Genomic DNA, 25186 nt, shown 5'->3' with positions numbered 1-25186 from the left:
TTGAGAATAGTTATATTCTAGCTATTTGGTCGGATTTCTCTATTTTGCCCGCATTCTAGCAAGCAAGCTGACAGCGATAATGATGACTAATGAACCAATCCAGAAATTTAGGCTTGGTACGTTATCCCAGAAGAGCCAGTCACAGATGCTGGAGAAAATTACGCCAGTAAAAGCAAAAGGCGTAATGACATTGGCAGGGGCGTATTTAAAGGCACGAGTGAGTAATAATTGGAAAATAAGACCGAATCCACCCACTAAAAGCAGTAATGCAAATTCATGTAATGTTGGCATTTTCCACTGTGCAATGAAAAAGAGCGGCAACAAAATCGAGCCTAATAAGTGAAAGTAAAACACGATATTTTTAGGTGAATTGTGTTTATTGAGCTCTTGTAAGCTGATAAATGCCATGGCCGCCAATACTGCAGCACCTAACGCATAGCCTACATGGATAGGGTTGATATTCATTGAACCGTTGGTCAGCATAATGATGGATACACCGATAAACCCCATAAAACTGCAAGCTAATACTTTTAATGGCGTTCTGACTTTAAAGAAAAACAGCAATAGAGGCACAAAAAGTGCGGACGTATTCATCAATAAAATTGCAATGGAAATTGGTAAATATTTAATGGCGTAGAAGGTTAGCAACATACTGGCAATGCCGGCGAGGTTGCGCAAAACGAGAAATTTCCATTGCGACATATCGACTTTGAAATCTCCATCTTTAATTAAAAAGGGGAGGAGAAACACAAAACCAATAAAGAAGCGGGAAAATAAAATTTCACTGGACGGTAATTCATCAGAGGCGTATTTTACAAATACACCCATTAAGGCAATGCTGATGTAAGCTAACACCATACAAACAACAGCTTTTTGATAATGATTGCGGAGATGTATGTTTGGCATAAAGGTTCCTTGCACAAAGTGCGGTAAAAAATTGCCTTATTTTGTAAGAAAATGGGCTTGTCTTCGTCTAATGAAATGCAAGCTGAAGATTTTTCTATAATAAGGAAAGAAAATGAAATATACAAAAACATTTCTCATATTGACCGCACTTTTTGGCGGTTTGCAAAGTAGTTTAACGTATGCTGATCACACAGAATCATCAAAGGAGCAAAAAATGACAATGGAAAGTAAACAAGAACAACAAATTATTTATCTTGCCGGTGGTTGTTTTTGGGGACTAGAAGCTTATATGGAAAGAATTCAAGGCGTGACTGATGCCGTTTCTGGTTATGCCAATGGAAAAGGTGATACCACTAACTACCAATTATTGCATGCGACAGATCATGCGGAAACGGTGAAAGTCACTTACGATCCAAATAAAATTTCGTTAGATAAATTACTGCAATATTATTTCCGCGTGATCGATCCAACCAGTATTAACAAGCAAGGTAATGATCGTGGCAGACAATATCGCACCGGCATTTATTATCAAAATGAGCAAGATAAAGCGGTTATTGAGGCAGCATTAAAAACCTTACAAAGTAAATATCAAGAACCGATCCAAATTGAAGTGGAACCGCTGAAAAATTATGTGGAGGCGGAAGAATATCATCAGGATTATCTCAAGAAAAACCCGAATGGCTATTGCCATATCGACATCAAAAAAGCCGATGAGCCATTAATTGATGATAAAAAATACCCAAAACCAAGTGATGCAGAATTAAAGCAAAAACTGACCGCACTTCAATATGATGTGACGCAAGGCAAACATACCGAACGCTCTTTTAGTAACGAGTATTGGGATAATTTCGCGCCGGGTATTTATGTGGATATCACCACGGGAGAACCGTTGTTTTCTTCCAAAGATAAGTTTGAATCCGGTTGTGGTTGGCCAAGTTTTACTAAACCGATTGCCGCTGAAGTGGCGGAGTATCAAAAAGATAATAGCTTTAATATGACTCGTATTGAGGTGTTAAGCCGCAGTGGCCATGCCCATTTAGGTCATGTATTTGATGATGGCCCTCGTGATAAAGGCGGTTTACGTTATTGCATCAATAGCGCATCGATTAAGTTTATTCCATTAGATGAAATGGAAAAACAAGGCTATGGTGATTTGATTCCCTTTGTGAAATAAGAGGAAAAAATGAGAAAAATATTGACCGCACTTTTATTATTTTTGAGTCCATTGAGTTTTGCACAAGAGAAGGTGTCTTTGGCGGATATATCCTTGAAAACGTTGGATAATCAAACCGTCACCTTATCACAATATCAAGGTAAACCGCTTTATATCAAAATGTGGGCATCCTGGTGTCCAATTTGCTTGGCGGGTTTAGCGGAAATTGACGATCTTAGTGCAGAAAAAAATCTTGATTTTAATGTGATTACGATTGCCTCACCTGGACAAAAGAACGAACAAAATAGCCCCAAATTTATCAATTGGTATAAAGGTCTGGATTACAAAAATATCACGGTATTATTGGATGAAAATGGGGAAATTATTAAACGTGCTAATGTGTTAGGCTATCCATTTAATTTGCTGTTGGATAAGGATTTAAATCTTATCAAAGCACAGCCAGGCCATTTGAATTCAGATCAAATTAAACAATTTGTGAAGGAATAAAAAGAGCGGTCATTTTTGACTGCTCTTTTTATATAGGCTTGATTATGCAAATGCTTGTAATTCAGGATTGATTGGGGTTTCAGCGATGTTGTTCACATAGTTACATAATGTGGCGAGGCTGACACCTAAAATCACATCAATGGCATTTTCTTGAGTATAACCTGCATCAAAGAACGCTTTAAGCTGCGCTTCCGTTAATTTTGCTTTTTGCAAAATAACGGCAAGGGTGAAACGCGCTAAAGTATCCAGTTTTTTATCACTTTCAATACGAGCTGTCGCACGAATTTGGTTTACAAGTTCTTCTTCAAGTTTTAACACTTTTAAAGCGATTTTCGTGTGGCCAGCTACACAGAAACCACAGCCATTGACTACTGCAGCGGTAATTTGTACCACTTCGCGTTCTGTTGCCGTTAAGCTGTTACGACCATTAATACCACCCACTGTGCGATAAGTTTCAAGTGCAGTAGGGGCATTCGCGAGAACACCAATTAAATTTGGAATAAAACCATTGGCATTTTGTACGGCTTTTAAGGCTTCTTGTGCCGCTTCCGGTGCAGATTCAATGGTGTGAATTTTAAATTGAGACATAAACTACTCCTAAGGGATAAATCATAAATTTCCGCCTGATAATACCTTTCTAACTTAAATAAGAAAAAGAAGAAAAGCTTATTTCATATAGCTAAAAGTTATGATTATTTTGGCGTCGCTATGCTAAATGCGTTTTAACGACAGACAACAATCTCTCCAACTCTTTTTTGCCTTTTTCGGAAAGGACTTTGTTGTCGCGCAGCATTTGGGAGGCACGAGCCTCAATAAAGCGGAGGTAATCGCTGTTTTGGGTTTCTTGGAATTGCTTTTCGGCTAACTGCATTTCAGTGAAATCTTTATTGGTTTGAGCAAGCAGCACTTTTTGTCCGATTAATACAATTAATGCGGCAATTAAAGCGATGACGGCGCCATAGCCATTAGTGGGATAATAAAGAATGCCCGCCAGAACAAAAAGTGCGGTCACTAAATTGGATGAATTTTTAATATAGCCTTCAGCCGGTGGTGGCTTGATGAGATCTTTCCAGTTCATAGGATTTATATGTCATGCTAAAAAATTTGCCTTCCCTCAAGAGAAAGAGGGAAGGCAATACCATAATATATTACGCTAACACACCAAAATGATAGCCTAAAATACCCACGCCGAATAAGGCGAAGATGATGTACATGGCGTTGATTTTTTTACGTAATAAGTACATACATAAGAAGGTTAAACCTAACGCCGCAAGGCCAGGGAGAAGATCGTTTAACACGCTTTGTACGGTGGTCACCACTTCTTCGCCCATTTGGTTTTTATAGCGGGAAAGTTCTAATGGAATATTAATACTTGTCCATTTCGATACCAGTGAGCCCATAACAAAGAGACCGAGGATAGACGCCCCCTGCGTTAATTTTTGTAAGCGGCCGCCGCCCATATCGTTAACGATTGTGGTACCTTTTTCATAGCCGTATTTGAAACCATACCAACGAGTTATTGCACGGCAAAGGTTGATACCGATGAAGAAAAGCAATGGCCCTAAAAGGCTACCAGTAATGGCTAAACCTGCACCAAGTGCGGCCAATACAGGACGTAATGTTCCCCAGAAAATTGGGTCACCCACACCGGCTAATGGGCCCATTAAACCGACTTTCACCCCGCTGATTGCTGAGTCATCAATATCGTTACCGTTCGCACGTTCTTGTTCCATCGCAGCGGTTACACCGATGATAGATGATGCGACCCAAGGTTGGGTGTTAAAGAATTCTAAATGGCGTTTTAATGCCGCTGCTTGATCTTCTTTTTTGCTGTAAAGACGTTTAATGGCTGGGATCATGGATACACAGAAACCCATTGCTTGCATACGTTCAAAGTTGAAGGATCCAAGCAAGAAAGTTGAACGCCAGTAAGTGCTACGAATATCGCCTTTTGTTAATGATTTTTTAGTTTGTTCAGTCATAATTTCTTCCTTATAGTCCTTCAAGTTCATCATCAGCTAATTCACGTTTTGCAACTGCTTGTGGTGCAGTAGATTGATGGAAACGTGGGTTCAATTGAATGTAAATCATCGCTAAGCATGTGCCTAAAATACCGAGACCGACAAGGTTGTAATTGGTGAAAGAGGCGATCACGAAGCCTAGGAAGAAGAATGGCATTAATGCGCCTGCACGCATCATATTGATGACCATCGCATAACCGACGACCACGATAAAACCACCAGCGATTTGTAAACCGCGAGTAACCACTTCTGGAATCGCGTTCAATGCTTCGGTTACCGTATCCGTACCTGCTACTAACGCAACGAAGAAGGTTGGAATTGCCACGCGTAACGCTTGTAATGCAAGGCCGCTAAAGTGACAGAATTCAATACCTCGGAAGTTCGCTTTTGCGGCAAAATCATCGGCTTTGTGTTGAAGGAAGATAGTTAAAGTACGAACGAAGATGGTTAATACTTGACCTGCCGCCGCTACCGGAATCGCAATCGCTAATGCGCTCCCTTTATCTTGTCCGCCTTTGATGACAAGGATAGTCGCAATCACACTGGCTAATGCCGCATCTGGTGCCATTGCTGCACCCACGTTCATCCAGCCTAATGCCACTAATTCAAGGGTACCACCGACAATAATACCGGTTTCTAAATCACCTAATACTAAGCCTATTAGGGTACAAGCAACTAAAGGACGATGGGTTTGACGTTCGTCCAATACACTCCCCATTCCGCAAATGGCGGCAACGAGCGTGACTAAAATAATTTCCATTGTTGTCATAATGAATTGTCCTCGTAATTAAAATTGAATCGCATCAAGCTCTTTGTGTGTGAGCATTGATTTCGGGCTGCTCGCCACTTGTTGTAAGCTTAATTCCACGCCTTTATCTAAAAGCTGTTTAAATGCCGCTACATCTGTTGGGTTGACGGCAACGGCTTGAGAAATAAGTTTATCGCCTTCGCGATAGGTCATACCGCCCACATTGACCTTATCAATTTTCACGCCACCCTCGATTAAACGCAGGATGTCCGTTGGGTTGGTCACTAACCAAAGAATATTTTTACCTGCATATTTTGGGTTGTGATACACCTTAATGGCTTTTTCCACAGGAATCACATAAGCTTTCAAATGTTCAGGCGCGATTTGGAGTAATAAATCACGACGAAGCGCATCATTCGCCACATCATCATTTATCGCAAAAATCGCTTCACATTTCACTGCTTTCGCCCAAGAGGTTGCCACTTGACCGTGGATTAAACGACTATCAATACGCAACAAGGAAATGTTCATATTGCCAGAAAGTGCGGTTGGATTTGGAGAGGTTTTTGGTGCTTCAGCTGGTTTAGAGGCTGGCGTTGGAGCAGGCTTGCTTTCTTTAGGTTGACGGAAGGATTTCACGGCAGCGACCCCGACTTCTTTCGCGGTTTCTACCAATTCATCTAAGCTAGCGCCATCTTTAGCATCAAGTACTTCTAGCAACATCGGTAGATTAATGCCGGTGACGATATCGGTATTATCCCTTTCACTGGCAACTCGGCTTGCCGCGTTATAAGGGCTACCACCAAATAAATCGACCAAAAAGAGCACCGGTTCATTTTCAGGCAGCGTGGCAATAATCGCATTGTATTTCTCGATTAAATGCTCACCACCTTCACCCGGTAAGAAAGTCACGACATGGCAGTTTTCATCTTCGCCATACACCATAGCGGCGGAATTGACGATTTCTTCAGAAAACTTACCGTGCGTTGCAACGATAATGTGGGTCATGGATATTCCTCCCATTGAGTTGATAAAATCAGTCTATTTTGCTTTCAATACGCATTACGCAAACGATTGCTCCGAATGGAGTTTAGTGTATGGATTTGAAGATTACCGTCAAATAAAGAATAGTCAAATAGTGATCGAGATCAAATAAACAGGTAAGATGACTTACAACTTTTGAGGTATTTATGAATGAAATGCAAAGTGCGGTTGATTTTTGGACGATTTTTATCGAATGGAAAGCATTTCGCGACAAGACAAATAGGAAAAGGTTAAAATAAGCCAAATTTTCTGTTGGGAGTTTCAATGTTTTTTGTTTATCTCATTATCGCCTTAGCGGCAGGTGTCGCACTCGCGACGCAATCAGCCATTAATACGCAGTTGGCGAAAGCCATGAGTGGCGAAGCAGTGATCGCGACCTTTATTTCTTTTGCAGTGGGAACGATCGTTCTCTTTTTTATTGCTTGGGTAAAAACCGATTTATGGGGCAATTTATCAACCGTCCCTTCACAACCTTGGTGGAAATTAATTGGTGGGATACTTGGTGCAGTTGTCGTGTTCACAACGGTTTTACTTGCACCTAAGCTAGGCATTACCGCGATGTTATTTTTTATCATCGTCGGACAATTAATTACCGCAACCACTATTGATTATTTCGGTCTTATCGGTATGCCGATTCGAGAAGTCAATATCACGAAATTTATTGGCTTAATTATTGTCGCCTTTGGATTAGTATTTTATTTCTTTGGGGATAAGTTAGTTGAGCTATTTGGGACGAGATAAGATAGAATACGTCTCTGTTCATTTATTTATCGCGTAATTGGGGAAACTATGCGAAAGCGTTGCCTGTGGGCTTTGATTATTTTGTTGCTCTTGATCGTAGTAAGCGTTGGCTTAGTGCGCGTTTTTGCGACCCCGAAACGAGTGGAACAACTTGCAAATCATTTTTTAGCACCACATTATCACATTGAATTAGCTGATGACTGGCAATGGAAAGCGACAGGTTTAACGCTACCTGAGCTAAAAGTGAAAACAGATCAATGTACCCTCATAAACCTCAATGATGCGCAACTCACTTGGTGGAATACGCATAGTCTTGATATTGAAAAGGCTAGCTTGAATTATGATTGTTTAACTCATTTGCCAAGCGATAACGCTGAAAAAACACCGCCAAATTTAACCGCACTTTGGGCGGCATTGCCTATTTCTGATGTCAAAGTTAAACACTTTCAATTAACAAATACCGACGCACTAAAACAAGCCGCGCTGCAGCCTTTTTTATCGGCTGATTGGGCGTTAGATGCAAACTATAACGGCAACCAATTAGCACTAGAAGCACAAGCGAATAATGATGGGCTTGAGCTGCATCATCAATCCACTGTTACGCCACGAGATGGGATCTTCCAATGGACAGGCAATACCGATATCAAACAATCAGGCGATAAAACCTATGATCTTCAGTTCACTGCAAATTTTGAGCCCGATCTTTCTCAACTTCCTCAACAAGGAAATGTTTTATTCAATTGGAATAACCCAGAACTAGCCGTCACAAAAGGCGAGGCAAAAGTGTCGTGGCAAGGTGCGGATGGTCAGTTAAATGTTCAAGATTTAACGGCAAATTCTCCGTTGTTGGATGTGCCTTTCGTCTTCACCAAAGACGGTTTGGATATTTCATGGGGGAAATTTTACTGGACTTTCGACAGCTATCAACCGATTAAAGGCTTCCTTGGGTTATCTATCCACCGTGCAGCAGAGGGCTTGTTGCCGTTAAGCATTGATATGAACGTGATCTTGCAAACCTTTGGCGAAATGGGCAAAGGGGAGATCGTGATTTCAGGCAAAAATGGCGAAATCGGTGGTGGCGATGATAATAATGAATTGGATTTTGAGCTGAAAACACGTGGGGATTTACGTTATAACTCGACTGTGGCACTCACCAATTTAACTTATCATCTAGGTGGGATTTTTACGCATCCCGTGGTGTATTTTTATCCGGGGTCGGTCTTTAAAATGGATAACGAACAAGAGGGCACCAAGTTACATGTTCGTTTACCGTTAGATGACATTATTATCGGTCGTTATGGCTTAGAAGGGCGTTTGCAGGCAACGTTGAATGGCACAACCCCGCAGTTTGAAAATCTCAATTTAAAATTAGACGGAAACGCCCACGAGTTTATTGCCGGTATTAAAACCGTGTTTGACTTCCGAGATGAAGAACATAAGTTACAGTCGGTGGAAAAACAAGCGACAAACCGTTGGGATTGGATTATCAATGGAAGCGCAAACTGGAAATCCTTAAATACGCCAGTCAAAATGGAAGGTAAAGGATTTTGGGAAGCCGATCATATTGAATTAAATCAACTTTCTGCTCATTCTAAAGAAGTCAAAATGAAAGAGGTAAAAATGGCACCACTTTCATTGGAACTTAAAGATCGACTCCGCTGGGATTATGAAGAAGAACATATTCGAGGCTTGTTACAAGCGAAAACAGATTGGATTGAACTGGCTTATGGCGGTCGTTTTGTTTCGCCTGTTTTTGGCTTAGGCATTGATGGTAAGAGTATCAGTAACTTCAATTTTGCAGGTGATTTAAAGGCTGGTTCGCTTGGGCCTTTAGATGTTTTGGGTGTATATCAGAATAGTGCACTTTCAGGCGAAATTAGTTGGAAAGAACAATCCGCAAAAGTATTCCAATCACTCTTCCCACAAAAATGGAACTGGTTAATCCATGAAGGGAGCATCAAAGGACAGAGCAAATTCGTGATTAATACCAATGGCGTGAAAATGGGTGGGGAGCTGAACCTAAAAAACGGTAAAATCACTATGCCAGATGGTGAAGTGTATGGCTTGAATATTCGCTTCCCAATGAATTATGAAAACGAGGCATTACAAGTGGCTTCGGGCAAACCCATTCATATTTCGACTAAAAATATTCGCTATGGGGTGCTTTCTGTCGCAAATGGGGAATTAGATTTATTCGGTCGTTATCCGAATACCATGAAAAATCCACTTATCTTAAAAAATGTGAAAGTTTCCTTATTTGATGGTGAATTGACGGTACCTCAGCTCACTTTCCCACAAAGTAAAATGGCGACACTTTCTTTTACCAATATTGATTTAGCCCAAGTGTTAGCTTTGGCACAATATAATCAAGTAACCTTAACCGGCCGTGCTAATGCAACCCTGCCATTTTGGCTCGGACATAAGGAATGTTTAATTTGTAATGGCACGTTGGAACAAGTGGGGAATGTGTCCATCAAATTAACGGATGAAATGGTGAAAGGGCTGAAAAAAGGCGGTTGGACAGAGAATATTTTGGTGGATTTATTAAAAGAAATGGAACTGCAAAATTCCCATGCAGCTGTGACGCTCGATCCTAAAGGGCAAATGACGTTGCGTGCGAGCATTAGTGGATTTAATCCAACCAAGCGAACTCATAATCCGATAACGTTAAATTATACGCACCAAGAAAATATGTTTGAATTGTGGAATATGATTGACTATGGCTCGCAATTTGAACAAAATCTGCAATATAAACTTTATAAGCAATTAGACAAGACAAATGATAAAACACCTTAAATTTCAACCGCACTTTTTTATTTTTGCGGCAATGTTTACACTCACAGCTTGCACACCGACCATTCAATTGGACACACCAAAGGAAGGTATCACTATTAATATGAACGTGGTGGTAGACCACAATATTAAAGTGGAAATGGATGAAAAATCTCAGAAAGCTGTGGGTGAAGTAGAGTCTGTGAAGAAATAATTGAATCAATTAAAAAGGCCATCTGAATGTTAAATTTCGGATGGCTTTTTTCTTTTAAAGTGCGGTTAGATTTTACGAAAATTTTACTTAAAATTTACTTCATTTACAGTTTATTATCTTTATATTTAGGCGTATGATGACTATTAGTTTTACATAACCCCTAAATTTATTTAGGTAAATATATTATTTCTATTTAATAGGAGATTGAATAATGAAAAAATTATTCACAGCGGTACTTTCTGCGGCAGCCATTGCTGTACCTTTTTTTGCTTCTGCGAATACTGCGCCACAAACAGAACAAAGTGCAGTACAACCGGAAAAAGCAAAAGGCGTTTGGATTGATGTACGTTCAGCCGAGGAATTTAACGCAGGTCATTTACAAGATGCGGTGAATATTCCGCACGATCAAATCCTTGCACGTATTCAAGCGGTGAGCCCAGATAAAAATGCGCCCGTTAATCTCTATTGCCGTAGCGGTCGCCGTGCAGAAGCTGCATTGAATGAGTTGAAAAATGCAGGCTATACCAATGTGACCAATCACGGCGGTTATGAAGATTTGGTTAAAAAAGGTTTGAAATAAATATCACATCATTTAAAGAAAAATCCCCTAGATTTAGTATTTAGGGGATTTTTTACTCCAAAGTGCGGTCAAATTTTGAAGTGTTTTTGCAAATCATCTTTAAAATTCGACCGCTTGTATTGTCCTCATTACACTAATTCTTATCTATTCGCTTAATCAATAAAAAGACCGCCAGTACTAATGCAATCGCACCGCAAATCAAGCTTGGTATTGGGATGCCATTACGCTGAGGGAGATTTTCGTTCAACGATAAAATAGACGCTGCAATAATGAGTGCGGCAATAATCAACATAATGCCCACTCGTTCGACAGTCTTACGAAAACGTTCTAATCCGTGAATTTCATGTTCAAGACGAATTTCCTTATTGCTGATTTTTTGTAAGAAAATTTTGACTTCTTCCGGAAGCGAAAGCCAGTTGTTGTAGCTGTCAGCAATTTTTTCGAAACTTTCACTAATCACGCGTTTAGGTGAAAATCGTTTCTTGAGCATTTGTGTAACATAAGGTTTAAGTACGGCTGCAATATCTAATTCAGGATAGAGATAACGTCCGATCCCCTCAATCTGGGCAAAACCTTTTGCTAGCAAATAAACGCCCTCAGGCATAATAATGCTATTTTCACTCATAATTTTGGTAAAACGATTCATTAATTCACTGATATCTAACCCTGCCAAATTGCTTTCAGTGAGGAGCATGAAAATCTCAGAAAGATCATTTTCTAGCGCTTTTTCATTCGGCACATTATAACTGACGGCAAGTTGCTTAATGGTCTCGATGATTTTTCGCACATTCTTTTGAGAGGCATAGTACAAACAATTTCCAAGTAATTCGCGTTCTTTAGGGCTGAGTTTGCCCATTGCTCCCAAGTCAATAAAAGCAATTCGCCCGTCAGGCGTTAATAGAATGTTGCCAGGGTGGGGATCAGCATGAAAGAAGCCAAACTCAAATACTTGTTTCATATAGAGATCTAATCCAAGTAAAGCAACATCTTTAGCCAGTAAACCTTGTTGTTCAATCTGTGCTTTATTGGTTACTTTTGAGCCATACACAAAATCCATACAAAGAATGTTATTGTTTGATAAATTTGAATAGGTTTGTGGGACTAAAATACGTGAATCTTGCTTAAAATTATTAGCAAAACGCTCAATGCTACGACGCTCACTTTCAAGGGAGAGTTCTGTTGTAATGGATTCTTTGAAGGTATTTAATAACGCTTTAGGTTGAAGGTTAGAAATAATGTCGTTGCGTTGTTCTAGAAAATTCACGAGATCTTGTAAGATAAGTAAATCTGCCTTAATGACCTCATCAATGCCTTCTCGTTTGATTTTTACCGCAACATCTTGTCCGTTTTTCAACCGCCCTTTGAATACTTGACCGATAGAAGCTGATGCCATAGGCTCTGAAGCAAGCATTTCGAAATGTTCATGAATATCTATGCCTAATTCACGCTGAAATTTCTCTGCAATATCAATGGGCTGAACTTCTACTTTATCTTGCAATTTTTGTAGTTCAGTAATCATTTCAACTGGTAGCAAATCACGGCGATCACTTAACATCTGCCCTAATTTAACGTAAGTTGTGCCCAGCTCTTCCATCGCTCGACGGATACGTTCATATACAGACACGCTTCCACTTGATTCATTGGCTAACTTATTTGAAAGGGATTCCGGTAACCACTTCTCTAAATTACTGCGTTCAAAAAACTCATCTAAACCATAACGTAATAAGATTTCTGCAACCTGCTTGGCACGTTGAAATTTGTTAAAAATAGCCATTGTAACTTTCCTCTTTGTGCATGCTATTTGGCGAGTATTTAAAATAAGATTGATTTGCGACTAAATTGAGACAGGTCTTTTACATCTCTAACTGAAGATTTTCAAAAATTGCTGATGATTTCAGTTTATCCATTTTTCAATTGGACCTCTACAATTATTTCCAAGGCAAGCCACATTAGATTTTTTTAATTTAATACTAATAATCAAAATCTCAATGCGCTAAGTTTTGAAGGCTTTTGATTTAAAAGCGCGGTCAAATTTTGAGGTGTTTTTGCAAATCATCTTAAAAATTCGACCGCTTGTATTTTTACTTTAATTTAACTGCAATAACCCCTTGTTTAAAGTCGTGTTTTCAATGTCGGCAATATTGCATCCCAAGCGGTTAAAGCCTCTTTCTCACTGAGTGGCGAACCCTTGGTATTTTTCTCATTGGCACCGAAAGTCATCTTAAATCTCACACTGCCATCATCTTTTTCCCAAATAAATAGATATCGATTTCCCTGCCATTTCACCAATTTTTCATTACCGGACATGCCATTGATATTGCGCTTTCCTTTGCGGATGGTGCTGTATTTCGCCCATGAGAAGAGTTTATCTAAAGCACTATCTTTAGTGAAAAGATCGCGTTCTAATAGCGGTTTATCACCTTCCTCCAAAGATCCACCTGTCGTTAGCTCGGCATAAACGTCTTTATAATCTTTGATTTTTATACCCACTCTGCCCCAAAATGGCTCGGATCCCTTATCAGCAATAAACCCCTCTGTCAGGCAGACACCCTGTTGCTGCGGAATATCGCTCTCACTACGATCTCTAATCTTGTTGAAAAAATCATTCTGTAAATACCCAATAGCTTCATCAACTTTACTTTTTTCCAGCTGTTTAAGGTTTGGTGGCTCTTTACCGTTAACAGGCATAATACGTACAAAGGCTCTAACTGTATAGGCATCGTTCTTACTTAATTTGAACCTATAATCGACATAATAGAGCATCCCTTTTACCTCTGGTAACGTCGGATTACTCCATACGGCAGGAGCCTGTGTCACCGTAGCTATCGCTTTATTAGGAACGATTGTACGGTTTTCTATAAAAATATCACTTCCATTATGACCTAGCTTCTGGATCTTTGACGCCAACTCTACTGATTTATTCCAATAGTCTGGTCGTACGGTTACCTGCCAACCATTGTATTTAATCCAACTGGTGCCACCTTTACGATTAACCGGTAAGTTAATTTGGTAACGCCCACTGCAAAATGGCTGTTCAGTCCAATACGTTGCCGCATTTTGAGCATAATTGCTTGCTGTATTTTCTGCTGTTGAGTGGGTTTGGGGATGTTGACTGCAAGAAGACAGCATAACACTAGTTAAAACAGTGCTATAAAACATCAGTCTAGAAATTTTCATCTTCGGCATGTGATCTCTTCCTTACTGTAAATTTGAGAATGCTAAATAATATGGCAGTTTTGCTAACGTTTTTCTTTCCATATTGCTCTTAGTCGATAAGTTTACATGTTTTAAGTGTAAAGTGCAACTCTTCACTATTCAAAATTGTGTTGAGTTAATTAAGAGAGGATTCAATACCTTTTAGAGAGAATAAAAGGCCTTTTGACATTTCAAAAGACCTTTTTCACGCCAAAGTGCGGGCAGATTTTCGTTTACTAAATACAATAATCTTCTTTTAATAAGTGACGATAGGCATAAAGATAAGATGCGCCGACAAATGCTGCACCACCCGTGACATTGCCTAAAAAGACAGGAATCATATTGAAGAAGAATTGGCTCCAAGTCACATTAGCACCAGCAAAAATCCCAGCAGGAATAATAAACATATTAGCGACAAAGTGTTGTAATCCGATAAGCACAAAAATCATCACAGGGAACCATATGGCTAGGATTCGACCGGAGGTTTGTTTGGCGCCAAAATAGAACCAAATACCCATGCAGACCATCCAGTTACAGGCAATAGCTGAAACAAAGGCACGACCAAAATCCATTTGCACTTTTGCCTCGGCAATCGCGATGGTTTTAGCGGCAGCAGCACCTTCTGATAAACCGACATAATGCCCTAAGAAATAGGCCATAAACAGCGCACCGAGCAGGTTGCCCAAACTCACTACAATCCAGTTACGAAATAATTTTTTAAGGCTTACTCTTTTTGTTAAACGGCCTAATGCCATCATCATCATATTTCCCGTGGCTAATTCACCACCACCGATTAATATACAAATCAAACAAATAGGAAACACAGCCGCACCAAGTAATGTTGATAGCCCACTCCACTCTGGAGGAATACCGCTCACGACTTTTAAATAGGCCATATAACCAAAACTCACATAGCCGCCACCTAAAAAACTTAAAATAGCCAGAGTTTTTAGGTGTCCTTCCGACTTAGCATAACTTTTATCAATAACATCTTGTAAGATTTCGTGGGGATAAAGATCGCGATGCTGCATAGTTGTTCCTCTAGTGAAAATAAGACGGTAAAAATGTAGCAAACCACATAGCAAAACCGAAAGAACTGTTAACTATATATGCTGATTTTTAGTTATAACGAAATTGAATAATAATCCGAACCTAAAATTAGCTTTTTTGTGGAGAAGAAAAAAGAGCGGTCAAATTTTAGGGTGTTTTTGCAAAAAAGTTATAAAAATCTGACCGCTTGTATGTATAGAAAAAGCGTTGCTCTAGTGACATAGAACAACGCTTTTGTTTTTTATTTTTTAAATTATATGTAACTTAGAATGGAATGTTATCATCAAATGCGTCCATTGGTGGCTCAGCTTGTGGCGCTGGCGCAGATTGTGCTGGACGAGATTGATAGCTTGGTTGTGGTGCTGATTGTGCCGGTGCATAACCGCCCATCTCTTGATTGCGACCACCTAACATTTGTAAGTTATCACCTTGGATTTCAGTGGTGTAACGATCTTGGCCATTGTTATCTTGCCATTTGCGAGTTTTTAAACGACCTTCAACATAAACTTGTGAACCTTTGCGTAAGTATTGACCTGCAATTTCCGCTAAACGACGATATAACACGATACGGTGCCATTCGGTCACTTCACGGCGTTCACCCGTGTTTTTATCTGTCCAGCTTTCACTTGTTGCCACGCTGATATTTGCTACCGCTTCGCCATTTGGCATTGTGCGGATTTCAGGATCGTTACCTAAATTACCTACGATGATTACTTTATTAATACCTGCCATAGAATCCTCTATATTTTAGAAATAAGGTGAAAAATTTTGGCTATTTTGCCTTAAAAGAAACAAAAGATCCATAAAAATTAACTGGATATTTGCACAGATATTGAAATATGCGATAATGGTCGCAATTTTTGAATTTATTTTCTTAAGGCAATCGCTTTTTTTATGGATACTATCGACATTCGTGGGGCTAGAACTCACAACCTTAAAAACATCAATTTAACCATTCCTCGCGATAAATTAATTGTGATTACAGGCTTGTCCGGTTCGGGCAAATCCTCTTTAGCATTTGATACGCTTTATGCAGAAGGGCAGCGCCGTTATGTGGAATCGCTTTCTGCTTATGCGCGTCAATTCCTTTCTTTGATGGAAAAACCGGATGTAGATTCAATTGAGGGTTTGTCGCCGGCGATTTCTATTGAGCAAAAATCCACTTCTCATAACCCGCGTTCAACCGTGGGCACGATCACCGAAATTTATGATTACTTGCGTTTGCTGTTTGCTCGCGTAGGGGAACCACGCTGTCCGGAACATGATGTGCCATTAACGGCACAAACCATCAGCCAAATGGTGGATAAAGTCCTAAGCTTGCCTGAAGAAAGCAAAATGATGTTGCTTGCGCCTGTGGTGAAAAATCGTAAAGGTGAGCATGTTAAGCTGTTAGATAGTTTAGCGGCACAAGGTTATATTCGCGCAAGAATTGATGGTGAAATCTGTGATTTATCTGATCCGCCAGAACTTGCTTTACAGAAAAAGCATACCATTGAAGTGGTGGTGGACCGTTTTAAAGTGCGGTCAGATTTAGCCACACGTTTAGCAGAATCTTTTGAAACGGCTTTGGAGCTTTCAGGCGGTACGGCAGTTGTGGCTGATATGGATGATCCTAAAGCTGAAGAATTGGTTTTCTCGGCAAACTTTGCTTGTCCGCATTGTGGCTATTCTGTACCGGAATTAGAGCCTCGCTTGTTCTCATTTAATAACCCGGCAGGGGCGTGTCCGACTTGTGATGGTTTAGGTGTTCAGCAGTTCTTCGATGAAAGCCGAGTGGTGCAAAATGAAAGCATTTCCCTCGCAGGTGGGGCAGTGAAAGGTTGGGATCGTCGCAATTTCTATTACTATCAAATGCTTACCTCGTTGGCGAAACATTATAAATTTGATATTGAAACGCCATACGAAGATTTACCACAAAAAATTAAAGATATTGTGATGCATGGTTCAGGCAAGGAAGAAATTGAATTCCAATACATGAATGACCGTGGTGATGTGGTGATCCGCAAACATCCTTTTGAAGGGATTTTGAATAACATGGCGCGCCGTTACAAAGAAACGGAATCCATGTCTGTACGCGAAGAGTTGGCGAAAAATATCAGCAACCGCCCTTGTGCAGATTGTGGTGGCTCGCGTCTTCGTCCAGAAGCTCGTAACGTGTATATCGGTAACATTAACTTGCCACAAATTTCAGAGAAAAGTATTGGTGAAAGCCTTGAGTTTTTCCAAGGACTCACCTTAACAGGTCAAAAAGCGCAAATTGCAGAAAAAATCCTGAAAGAGATCAGAGAGCGGTTAGAATTTTTAGTGAATGTGGGTTTGAATTATCTTTCCCTTTCTCGTTCTGCCGAAACTCTTTCGGGTGGTGAAGCGCAACGTATTCGTCTTGCAAGTCAGATCGGTGCGGGCTTAGTAGGCGTCATGTATGTGTTGGATGAGCCTTCAATCGGTTTACATCAACGCGATAATGAACGCTTGCTAAATACGCTGATTCACTTGCGTAATTTGGGCAACACCGTGATCGTGGTGGAGCACGATGAGGATGCCATTCGAGAAGCCGATCATATTATTGATATTGGCCCTGGGGCGGGTGTACACGGTGGCCAAGTGATTGCACAAGGGACAGCCAAAGAGATTATGGCAAACCCGAATTCGATTACGGGTAAATTTTTATCGGGCGAAGAAAAAATCGAAATTCCGAAAAAACGAACCGCACTTGATAAAAGCAAACTTTTAAAATTAAAAGGTGCGACAGGGAATAATCTCAAAGGTGTGAATTTAGAGATTCCAGTAGGCTTATTTACTTGCATCACAGGGGTATCAGGTTCAGGCAAATCAACGTTAATTAATGATACCTTATTCCCACTGGCTCAAAATGCTTTAAATCGTGCGGAGAAAACGGATTTTGCGCCTTATAAATCCATTGAAGGCTTGGAATATTTCGATAAAGTGATCGATATTAATCAAAGCCCGATCGGTCGTACACCGCGTTCTAACCCAGCGACTTACACGGGATTATTTACCCCAATTCGTGAATTATTTGCTGGCGTGCCAGAAGCGCGTGCGCGTGGTTATAACCCAGGACGTTTTAGCTTTAACGTGCGTGGTGGACGTTGTGAAGCATGCCAAGGTGATGGTGTGCTGAAAGTTGAAATGCACTTCTTGCCGGATGTGTATGTACCTTGTGATCAATGTAAAGGTAAACGCTATAACCGTGAAACCTTGGAGATCCGATACAAAGGCAAAACTATTCACCAAGTATTAGATATGACGGTAGAAGAAGCCCGTGAGTTTTTTGATGCTATCCCAATGATTGCGCGTAAATTGCAAACCCTAATGGATGTTGGCTTGTCTTACATTCGTTTAGGTCAGTCTTCTACCACACTTTCAGGTGGTGAGGCACAACGTGTTAAGTTAGCGACAGAGCTTTCAAAACGTGATACCGGTAAAACCCTTTATATTTTGGATGAGCCGACAACCGGTCTGCATTTTGCCGATATTAAACAACTTCTCGAAGTGTTACATCGCTTACGCGATCAAGGCAATACCATCGTGGTGATCGAACACAACTTAGATGTGATCAAAACCGCAGACTGGATTGTGGATCTTGGTCCTGAAGGGGGCAGTGGCGGTGGCCAAATTATCGCGACTGGCACACCGGAAGACGTGGCTAAAGTCAAAGGTTCGCATACTGCGAGATTCCTGAAAGATATCTTAGCAAAAGGCTAGAAAAAACAACCGCACTTTTGAGCATCATCAAAGTGCGGTTATTTTTTTGAGATTTTTAATGGCGATTTCCAAAAGGTGGTTTGGCGAACCAGACGATAACAAATAATGCTAAGAAAATTATCGCAGATAACCAGAAGATCTCATTAGCGCCAATAATAAAGCCTTGAGCGGTGATTTGTTTCGCGAGATATGATGCCGTTTGTTCTTCGCTTAAACCAAAACTTGCCATCGTTTGGAAGAACTGTTGGGAAATCGGATTATATGGGGTAATCGCTTCCGTGAGTTGAGTATGATGCACGGCTTCGCGGTTATACCACATAAATGTCGTGAGGGATGTTCCCACCGAGCCAGCAAGGGTTCGAAGGAAATTAAATAAGCTTGACGCCGAAGCCATTTTTTCGGGTGGTAAACCCGAAAGTGTGATGGTTGTCAGTGGCATAAAGAAGCAAGCAACCGCTAAACCTTGCACAAATTGTGGCAATGCAACATCGGCAAAGGTCATGCCAGGCTCAAAGGTCACTGCTCGCCAATAAAAGGTCAAAGCATAAACCATAAAACTGATCGTGACTAAAATTCGCATATCAATTTTATGTCCTAGTTTACCGATGATTGGCGAAAGTAAAATTGGGAATAATCCTACTGGGGCAGCTGCGAGCCCAGCCCAAGTCGCGGTGTAGCCGTAAACTTGTTGGAGTAAAAGTGGGATAAGCACAACAGAGCCCAAATACACCAAAAAGGCGAGACTGGTTGAAAGGCAGCCTACGCTAAAATTGCGTGATTTGAACAGTGAAATATCCACAACAGGATTATCATCCGTCAGTTCCCAAATAGTGAGCGCGATCAAACACACAACAGCAATCACGGTGAGAACAACAATCTCCGTTGAATTAAACCAATCTTGCTCTCTTCCTTGGTCCAGCATTAATTGCAAGCAGCCTACGCCTAGAACTAATAAAACAAGCCCAACGGTATCAATAGGCTGATGAGAAATTTGGCTTTCTCGATTACCTAGAATCTTCCAACTCATTAAGACGACGGCTAATCCAATGGGAACATTGATGAAAAAGATCCAGCCCCAATGAATGTTATCGCTGATCCAACCGCCTAGAATTGGCCCGAAGATAGGGGCAACCACTACAGTCATTGACCAAAATGCCAGTGCCATGCCGCGTTTTTTAGGCGGATAGTTATTGAGTAGTAAACTTTGTGAAAGAGGGATGATTGGACCGGCAACCGCACCTTGGATGACGCGGCAAATAATCAACATTTCCAAACTGTGTGAAATGCCACAAAGCCAAGAGGCAAGGACGAAAAGTAAGGTTGAGATTAAAAATAACCGCACTTCGCCGAAACGTTTCGCTAGCCAGCCGGTGATAGGAATTGAGATCGCATTGGCCACACCGAACGAGGTGATGACCCATGTGCCTTGGCTGGATGACGCCCCTAAATCCCCTGCGATAGTAGGAATAGCAACGTTAGCGATGGTGGAGTCCAACACCTGCATAAAAGTCGCAAGCGAGAGCGCTAACGTGAGAATAACCAGTGCACCGCCTTGTACCGGCGTAAAATGAGATTGCGACATCGTGAAACCTAATAGCTATTGTCGCGAATAATGGATTCGATCAAATTATTGACCGCACTTTCATCATATTGTAGCACATTGGTGGAATAAAGCGTTGTAGATGGTGCTTGATTACGCAAGGTTTCGCCTTGGCTATCACTGATATTTACTTTCACGGTGGCAGAAAGCCCAATGCGTAATGGGTTTTCAGCCAGTTGTTGCGGATCTAATTGAATACGCACTGGCACACGTTGCACCACTTTGATCCAGTTACCGGTCGCATTTTGAGTAGGCAATAATGAGAATGCACTGCCTGTACCCATTTCGATTCCCACCACTTTTCCATCAAAAGTTTTATCTTTTCCGTAGAGATCGAAGTGAATTTTAACCGGTTGACCAATTCGCATATGGGTTAATTGTGTTTCTTTGAAGTTAGCGTCTAACCACATTTGATCAGTAGTCACCACCGCCATTAATGCCCCGCCAACAGAAACTGCTTGCCCTACTTGCGCATTACGACGAGCCACATAACCTTTAATTGGACTGCGGATTTTCGTACGTTCTAAATTCAACCATGCTTGTTTCAAATTACTGACCGCACTTTGAATTTGCGGCTGTTCACTTAAAGGGCCATCTAGCAATAAGGCTTGATTTGCCTCAAGTTGGTTTTGTGAAGTCGTTAAGTTTGCTTTGGCGAGTTCAACCGCTTCTTTGGCGTGTTGGAAAGATTCTTTATCAATCGCGCCATCTTTCACTAATTGCACACGACGGTTCAAGTTTCCTTGTGCTTGAGCAAGGGTAATTTCATTCGCACGAACGGCGGATTTCAATTGTTTTACCGTGTAATTCAGTTGAGAAACTTGGCGAACGGCATTGGCTAAATTACTTTTAGCTTGCTCAAAACTTAATTTGGCATTGGTATCATCCAGCTCTAATAACACATCACCAGTCTGTACGGGATCCATATTATCGACATTAATTTTCGAAATATTTCCCGCGACTTGTGATGAGACCATTACCTGATTGCCGCTCACATAGGCATCTTCGGTTTCTTCAAAGTCTTTAATAAAGAAAAACCAATAAGCCGCAGAACCGATTGCAATCAAAAGAAGCAACAGAATAAAAATGGAAAGCCCTTTTTTACGTTGTTGAGATTTATTATTTGAGGACGTTTGTGTATCTGTTTGTTGATCGGACATAATGCGAGCCTTATGAGAAAATGCTGAAGTAAAAGACTTCAGCCTATAAAATATGAATATTCGTTCATTATGAACGTGAATTAAAATTATTTCAAGAATGACCGCACTTTGGCGTAATAAAGTACATAGTTCAAAGGCTACCTTTCAACGTCGTATTAGTTTACCCGCTGCGTCCTTATGTTAGAACTTATAAGAGTTTGTAATGAATTTTATCAAGGCAGAGAGTGGGATTTTGTTATAGTTTATAAGTATAAAAATAAAATAAATATGTGTTTGTTTTTTTAAGATAATTTATTTACATACTTTTACAAAAATTATATTGAAAATGCCTAGATTTTATTAAGCGTGTGTTAGATAATGGGGATTGGTTTCTGCTTTTGCGTTTTGAGGTAGGATCATCGTTTTATAATAGTTAAATTTATGCAAAGGAGTTTTATTTTTTTATGAATAAGATTTTTAAAGTGATTTGGAATCGTACTACTCAGTCGTTGGTAGTAACGTCCGAATTAGCAAAAGGGCAAGTGAAATCATCTTGTGACACGCACGGGGAGAGCAAGTCCTCATTAGGCAAAATTTTTAAATTATCGGCATTATCTTTATTGCTTTTAGATGTAACGGGTATTGCATATGCTGCAATTCCTGAAGGCACAGTGACTCGAACTGCTGGTCAAGCGATAGCAATTGGTAGTGGAAGTTGGACGGATGGGCCTGGTGCTGTTGTTGTGGGGGCATCATCAAAAGCAACTGGAGGGGTTAAAGGTATCGCAATTGGTCATACTGTTTATGCTAATGGGCAAGATGCAGTCGCTATTGGTTCGAATTCAAATGCTCAAACTCAATCTGTTGCTGTAGGACGTTTAGCTAATGCTGCAGCTAATGGTGTAGCTGTCGGTAATACTGCAATTGTTCGTAAAGATAATGCGATAGCAATTGGTGCTGAAGCTGAAGCTGCTGGACTTAATTCTACTTCGATTTCACAGGGTGCTAAAGCAGTAGGTGCATATAGTGTTGCTGTTGGTCCTGAGGCTAATGTTACTGAGGCCGCGAATTATGGTTCTGCATTTGGGGCAAATGCATTTGTAAGTGGCGCTTCAGGTACCGCTTTAGGTACTAGAGCGAATGTAACAGCTACTGGCGCAGTAGCAATTGGTATGCTTGCTAAGACTGGTGTTGAGTATGGTGTGGCATTAGGTGCGCAATCTGAAGCTAAAGAAAATAAATTCGATGACTCAGCTAAAAAAGCAACATTTAATGGCAAACCCGTTGATTTTGCTGGCACTACAGGTTTTTCTGGAGCAGTTTCTGTTGGTACAGAACAACAACAACGCCAAATCCAAAACGTGGGTGCTGGTCGCCTAAGTAGCACTTCTACAGATGCTGTTAATGGTAGCCAACTTTATGCAGTAATGACTAATGTGGGCTTTAATGCTGCAGAAAATGGTTTATCAAAAGCACGTATTAACAATGATAGTAAGCTTAATTTTAAAAATGGAACAGAAACTATTGCAACTGTTTCTAGCACTGGTGATGTAGTTTACGATCTTTCTACTACAGCTAAAGCTAATATTAGCAATGCATTAAGCACAGCAACTGTAGCTAACACAACTGCTAATGCGGCTAACACAACGGCTAATGCAGCTAACACAACGGCTAATGCGGCTAATACAACTGCTAATGCGGCTAACACAACTGCTAATGCGGCTAACACAACTGCTAATGCGGCTAATACAACAGCTAACGCAGCTAATACAACAGCTAATACAGCATTAGATGCAGCAAATCAAGCATTAAATACAACTAACTATTTCCATGTAAATAATGGTTCTAATGATGCGTCTTCTGATGCTGCTAAAACTACTAATAATGATAAAGTTGGTTTAGCAGGTGGGGCACAAGGCAGAAACTCTATTACTGCAGGTGTAGAAGCCACTACAACAACAGCTGCAGCTGGTGCCGTTGTGATGGGGTATAAATCTTCAGCAGCATCTGAAGATGCAATTGTAATTGGTTCTGGTAGTGCTGTTTATACTGATGCAGCAAATGCAACAGTCATTGGTAAAAACTCAAGCATAAAAGCGGGTAGTACTAATGCAACTCTATTAGGTTCTAACTCAGAAGTTCAAGCTGGTGCCCAAAATGCGACTGTTGTTGGTCAATTCTCTGCTGCAGGTAAAGATTCTGTGAATGCAACCGTTGTAGGTTCAAGAAGTTATGTTCGTCCAAATACGAATGATGGCACAGCATTAGGTCATTACGCTGGTGTGGATAACAGCACAACAAATGGTACATCAGTTGGTGCTCGCACTTGGGTTGGCGAAAACGTGAATAATGGTACAGCTTTAGGGGTATATAACCTTGTTGGTAATAATACTCAAAATACCATTGCTGTAGGTGTTGCAAATAACGTAAAAGATGGCGTTAAAAATAACACGATTATTGGACACGGGAATACTATTGCATCAAACGGTACAACCGTATTGGGTAATAACTTAAATATCGCTGCTGGTTTAGATGAAGCAGTTGTATTAGGTAATCATTCAACTACAACAGGTTCTCATACTATTGCAAATGTAACTGAAGCAACTGTGGGTAATTTAACCTATAGTGGCTTCAAAGGAACCGTTGTAGGTGCCGGTAGCTTCGTAAGCGTCGGTGCTGCAGATGATGAGCGTAAATTGATCAATGTGGCAGCAGGAAATATTTCCGCAACTTCAACAGAAGCGATCAATGGTTCACAACTTTATGCAGTAACCTCGCAATTAGATAAAACAAACGAAACAGCGAAAGCAGCAGCTTCAGCGGCAACATCAGCTGCGGAAGTGGTTAATAACAATTTAGATAAAATTGAAAGTGCGGCATCTGCAGCTGTAAGCTCTGCTACAGCCGCATCAAATAGTGCATCTTCTGCACAATCATCTGCAACCGCAGCAAGCTCTTCAGCTTCAGCGGCAGATAGCTCAGCAACCGCAGCAAGCTCTTCTGCTTCAGCGGCAGATTCTTCTGCAACCGCAGCAAGCTCTTCAGCTTCAGCGGCAGATAGCTCAGCAACCGCAGCAAGCTCTTCTGCTTCAGCGGCAGATTCTTCTGCGACAGCAGCAAGCTCATCCGCATCAGCGGCAGATTCTTCAGCGACTGCAGCAAGCTCTTCTGCATCAGCAGCTGATAGCTCAGCAACAGCAGCAAGCTCTTCTGCATCAGCAGCAGATTCTTCAGCGATTGCAGCAAGCTCTTCTGCATCAGCGGCAGATTCTTCAGCAACTGCAGCAAGTTCATCCGCTTCAGCGGCAGATAGCTCAGCAACAGCAGCAAGCTCTTCTGCTTCAGCAGCAGATAGCTCAGCGACAGTTGCAAGCTCATCAGCTTCAGCAGCAGATAGCTCAGCAACCGCAGCAAGCTCTTCAGCTTCAGCAGCAGATAGCTCAGCAACAGCCGCAAGCTCTTCAGCTTCAGCAGCAGATAGCTCAGCAACAGCAGCAAGCTCATCTGCATCAGCGGCAGATTCTTCTGCAACCGCAGCAAGCTCTTCAGCTTCAGCGGCAGATAGCTCAGCAACCGCAGCAAGCTCTTCTGCTTCAGCGGCAGATTCTTCTGCAACCGCAGCAAGCTCATCAGCATCTGCGGCAGATTCTTCAGCGAAAGCCGCAAGCTCTTCAGCTTCAGCAGCAGATAGCTCTGCAACCGCAGCAAGCTCTTCAGCATCAGCAGCAGACAGCTCAGCGACTGCAGCAAGCTCATCAGCATCAGCGGCAGATTCTTCAGCGACTGCAGC

General features: G+C 41.1%; 19 protein-coding genes and 1 pseudogene. 8 read left to right on the top strand and 12 right to left on the bottom strand.

The annotated features are described in order from the left end of the window. Window positions 1-39 precede the first annotated feature (39 nt). Window positions 40-906 (bottom strand): DMT family transporter, encoded by an 867-nt coding sequence (locus tag HMPREF3020_RS08790; RefSeq protein WP_070776232.1) that lies wholly within the window; start codon window positions 904-906, stop codon window positions 40-42. Between the two features lie 112 nt (window positions 907-1018). Between HMPREF3020_RS08790 and msrAB the strand changes: the two genes are divergently transcribed. Both msrAB and HMPREF3020_RS08780 read left to right on the top strand, forming a co-directional pair. Beyond that, window positions 1019-2080, top strand: coding sequence for a bifunctional peptide-methionine (S)-S-oxide reductase MsrA/peptide-methionine (R)-S-oxide reductase MsrB (gene msrAB / locus HMPREF3020_RS08785; RefSeq protein ID WP_005695172.1), 1062 nt, complete (start codon window positions 1019-1021; stop codon window positions 2078-2080). 9 nt (window positions 2081-2089) lie between these two features. Beyond that, complete coding sequence (locus HMPREF3020_RS08780) at window positions 2090-2566, top strand: redoxin family protein (RefSeq protein WP_070776231.1); 477 nt, start codon at window positions 2090-2092, stop codon at window positions 2564-2566. Window positions 2567-2608: 42 nt separating this feature from the next. Here HMPREF3020_RS08780 and HMPREF3020_RS08775 read toward each other — a convergent pair whose 3' ends face one another. From HMPREF3020_RS08775 to HMPREF3020_RS08755, 5 genes and pseudogenes are all read right to left on the bottom strand, one after another. Beyond that, the gene (locus HMPREF3020_RS08775) at window positions 2609-3154 is read right to left on the bottom strand and encodes a carboxymuconolactone decarboxylase family protein (protein ID WP_005695174.1); all 546 of its coding nucleotides are present in this window, start codon (window positions 3152-3154) and stop codon (window positions 2609-2611) included. A gap of 121 nt (window positions 3155-3275) precedes the next feature. Further along, window positions 3276-3644: pseudogene (locus HMPREF3020_RS08770) on the bottom strand (hypothetical protein); the annotation flags it as partial. A gap of 70 nt (window positions 3645-3714) precedes the next feature. After that, window positions 3715-4548 carry a PTS mannose transporter subunit IID gene (gene manZ / locus HMPREF3020_RS08765; RefSeq protein ID WP_049369865.1) on the bottom strand — a complete coding sequence of 278 codons (834 nt, stop codon included), beginning with the start codon at window positions 4546-4548 and terminating at the stop codon, window positions 3715-3717. Window positions 4549-4558: 10 nt separating this feature from the next. Further along, window positions 4559-5356 (bottom strand): PTS mannose/fructose/sorbose transporter subunit IIC, encoded by a 798-nt coding sequence (locus HMPREF3020_RS08760; RefSeq protein WP_005695178.1) that lies wholly within the window; start codon window positions 5354-5356, stop codon window positions 4559-4561. Between the two features lie 18 nt (window positions 5357-5374). Then, window positions 5375-6343, bottom strand: coding sequence for a mannose/fructose/sorbose PTS transporter subunit IIB (locus HMPREF3020_RS08755; protein WP_065420069.1), 969 nt, complete (start codon window positions 6341-6343; stop codon window positions 5375-5377). A 300-nt stretch (window positions 6344-6643) separates the two neighbouring features. Here HMPREF3020_RS08755 and HMPREF3020_RS08750 point away from each other — a divergent pair, with 300 nt between their 5' ends. The 4 genes from HMPREF3020_RS08750 to HMPREF3020_RS08735 all read left to right on the top strand — a co-directional run bounded on the left by HMPREF3020_RS08750 (window position 6644) and on the right by HMPREF3020_RS08735 (window position 10686). Then, window positions 6644-7120: a DMT family transporter gene (locus tag HMPREF3020_RS08750; RefSeq protein ID WP_070776229.1), complete on the top strand. Its 477-nt coding sequence runs from the start codon at window positions 6644-6646 to the stop codon at window positions 7118-7120. A gap of 48 nt (window positions 7121-7168) precedes the next feature. After that, complete coding sequence (locus HMPREF3020_RS08745; RefSeq protein WP_070776228.1) at window positions 7169-9916, top strand: YdbH family protein; 2748 nt, start codon at window positions 7169-7171, stop codon at window positions 9914-9916. Further along, a complete protein-coding gene (locus HMPREF3020_RS08740) occupies window positions 9900-10106 on the top strand; it encodes a YnbE family lipoprotein (protein ID WP_070776227.1) in 207 nt (68 codons plus the stop codon). The genes HMPREF3020_RS08745 and HMPREF3020_RS08740 overlap by 17 nt, the downstream gene beginning before the upstream one ends. A gap of 211 nt (window positions 10107-10317) precedes the next feature. Then, window positions 10318-10686: a rhodanese-like domain-containing protein gene (locus HMPREF3020_RS08735; protein WP_070776226.1), complete on the top strand. Its 369-nt coding sequence runs from the start codon at window positions 10318-10320 to the stop codon at window positions 10684-10686. A gap of 133 nt (window positions 10687-10819) precedes the next feature. On the opposite strand, the gene HMPREF3020_RS08730 is transcribed toward HMPREF3020_RS08735, so the two are convergent. The 4 genes from HMPREF3020_RS08730 to HMPREF3020_RS08715 form a co-directional block, all read right to left on the bottom strand. Beyond that, window positions 10820-12460 carry an ABC1 kinase family protein gene (locus HMPREF3020_RS08730; RefSeq protein WP_070776225.1) on the bottom strand — a complete coding sequence of 547 codons (1641 nt, stop codon included), beginning with the start codon at window positions 12458-12460 and terminating at the stop codon, window positions 10820-10822. A gap of 338 nt (window positions 12461-12798) precedes the next feature. Next, a complete protein-coding gene (locus tag HMPREF3020_RS08725) occupies window positions 12799-13872 on the bottom strand; it encodes a T6SS immunity protein Tli4 family protein (RefSeq protein WP_070776224.1) in 1074 nt (357 codons plus the stop codon). A gap of 245 nt (window positions 13873-14117) precedes the next feature. Then, complete coding sequence (locus tag HMPREF3020_RS08720) at window positions 14118-14912, bottom strand: formate/nitrite transporter family protein (protein WP_049369856.1); 795 nt, start codon at window positions 14910-14912, stop codon at window positions 14118-14120. Between the two features lie 283 nt (window positions 14913-15195). Further along, window positions 15196-15663 carry a single-stranded DNA-binding protein gene (locus tag HMPREF3020_RS08715; protein WP_005698907.1) on the bottom strand — a complete coding sequence of 156 codons (468 nt, stop codon included), beginning with the start codon at window positions 15661-15663 and terminating at the stop codon, window positions 15196-15198. Between the two features lie 162 nt (window positions 15664-15825). On the opposite strand from HMPREF3020_RS08715, the gene uvrA reads away from it, so the two are divergent. Further along, on the top strand, window positions 15826-18657 hold the full coding sequence (gene uvrA / locus HMPREF3020_RS08710) for an excinuclease ABC subunit UvrA (protein ID WP_070592612.1): 2832 nt from the start codon (window positions 15826-15828) through the stop codon (window positions 18655-18657). Window positions 18658-18712: 55 nt separating this feature from the next. On the opposite strand, the gene HMPREF3020_RS08705 is transcribed toward uvrA, so the two are convergent. After that, complete coding sequence (locus HMPREF3020_RS08705; RefSeq protein ID WP_070776223.1) at window positions 18713-20239, bottom strand: DHA2 family efflux MFS transporter permease subunit; 1527 nt, start codon at window positions 20237-20239, stop codon at window positions 18713-18715. A gap of 8 nt (window positions 20240-20247) precedes the next feature. Next, the gene (locus HMPREF3020_RS08700) at window positions 20248-21417 is read right to left on the bottom strand and encodes an EmrA/EmrK family multidrug efflux transporter periplasmic adaptor subunit (protein ID WP_070582729.1); all 1170 of its coding nucleotides are present in this window, start codon (window positions 21415-21417) and stop codon (window positions 20248-20250) included. 443 nt (window positions 21418-21860) lie between these two features. Here HMPREF3020_RS08700 and HMPREF3020_RS08695 point away from each other — a divergent pair. Beyond that, the coding region (locus tag HMPREF3020_RS08695; RefSeq protein WP_070776222.1) for an ESPR-type extended signal peptide-containing protein at window positions 21861-25186 on the top strand (3326 nt) is incomplete at its 3' end.

The sequence above is a fragment of the Haemophilus sp. HMSC068C11 genome (genome assembly GCF_001815355.1).
Taxonomy (GTDB): domain Bacteria; phylum Pseudomonadota; class Gammaproteobacteria; order Enterobacterales; family Pasteurellaceae; genus Haemophilus_D.
Note: the sequence above shows the minus strand (reverse complement) of the source record. Positions and strands in the feature narration are given on the sequence as shown.

Coding starts and splice junctions, on each gene's coding strand:
- HMPREF3020_RS08790 (WP_070776232.1), bottom strand. CDS start 906: ATGCCAAACATACATCTCCGCAATCATTATCAAAAAGCTGTTGTTTGT.
- msrAB (WP_005695172.1), top strand. CDS start 1,019: ATGAAATATACAAAAACATTTCTCATATTGACCGCACTTTTTGGCGGT.
- HMPREF3020_RS08780 (WP_070776231.1), top strand. CDS start 2,090: ATGAGAAAAATATTGACCGCACTTTTATTATTTTTGAGTCCATTGAGT.
- HMPREF3020_RS08775 (WP_005695174.1), bottom strand. CDS start 3,154: ATGTCTCAATTTAAAATTCACACCATTGAATCTGCACCGGAAGCGGCA.
- manZ (WP_049369865.1), bottom strand. CDS start 4,548: ATGACTGAACAAACTAAAAAATCATTAACAAAAGGCGATATTCGTAGC.
- HMPREF3020_RS08760 (WP_005695178.1), bottom strand. CDS start 5,356: ATGACAACAATGGAAATTATTTTAGTCACGCTCGTTGCCGCCATTTGC.
- HMPREF3020_RS08755 (WP_065420069.1), bottom strand. CDS start 6,343: ATGACCCACATTATCGTTGCAACGCACGGTAAGTTTTCTGAAGAAATC.
- HMPREF3020_RS08750 (WP_070776229.1), top strand. CDS start 6,644: ATGTTTTTTGTTTATCTCATTATCGCCTTAGCGGCAGGTGTCGCACTC.
- HMPREF3020_RS08745 (WP_070776228.1), top strand. CDS start 7,169: ATGCGAAAGCGTTGCCTGTGGGCTTTGATTATTTTGTTGCTCTTGATC.
- HMPREF3020_RS08740 (WP_070776227.1), top strand. CDS start 9,900: ATGATAAAACACCTTAAATTTCAACCGCACTTTTTTATTTTTGCGGCA.
- HMPREF3020_RS08735 (WP_070776226.1), top strand. CDS start 10,318: ATGAAAAAATTATTCACAGCGGTACTTTCTGCGGCAGCCATTGCTGTA.
- HMPREF3020_RS08730 (WP_070776225.1), bottom strand. CDS start 12,460: ATGGCTATTTTTAACAAATTTCAACGTGCCAAGCAGGTTGCAGAAATC.
- HMPREF3020_RS08725 (WP_070776224.1), bottom strand. CDS start 13,872: ATGCCGAAGATGAAAATTTCTAGACTGATGTTTTATAGCACTGTTTTA.
- HMPREF3020_RS08720 (WP_049369856.1), bottom strand. CDS start 14,912: ATGCAGCATCGCGATCTTTATCCCCACGAAATCTTACAAGATGTTATT.
- HMPREF3020_RS08715 (WP_005698907.1), bottom strand. CDS start 15,663: ATGGCAGGTATTAATAAAGTAATCATCGTAGGTAATTTAGGTAACGAT.
- uvrA (WP_070592612.1), top strand. CDS start 15,826: ATGGATACTATCGACATTCGTGGGGCTAGAACTCACAACCTTAAAAAC.
- HMPREF3020_RS08705 (WP_070776223.1), bottom strand. CDS start 20,239: ATGTCGCAATCTCATTTTACGCCGGTACAAGGCGGTGCACTGGTTATT.
- HMPREF3020_RS08700 (WP_070582729.1), bottom strand. CDS start 21,417: ATGTCCGATCAACAAACAGATACACAAACGTCCTCAAATAATAAATCT.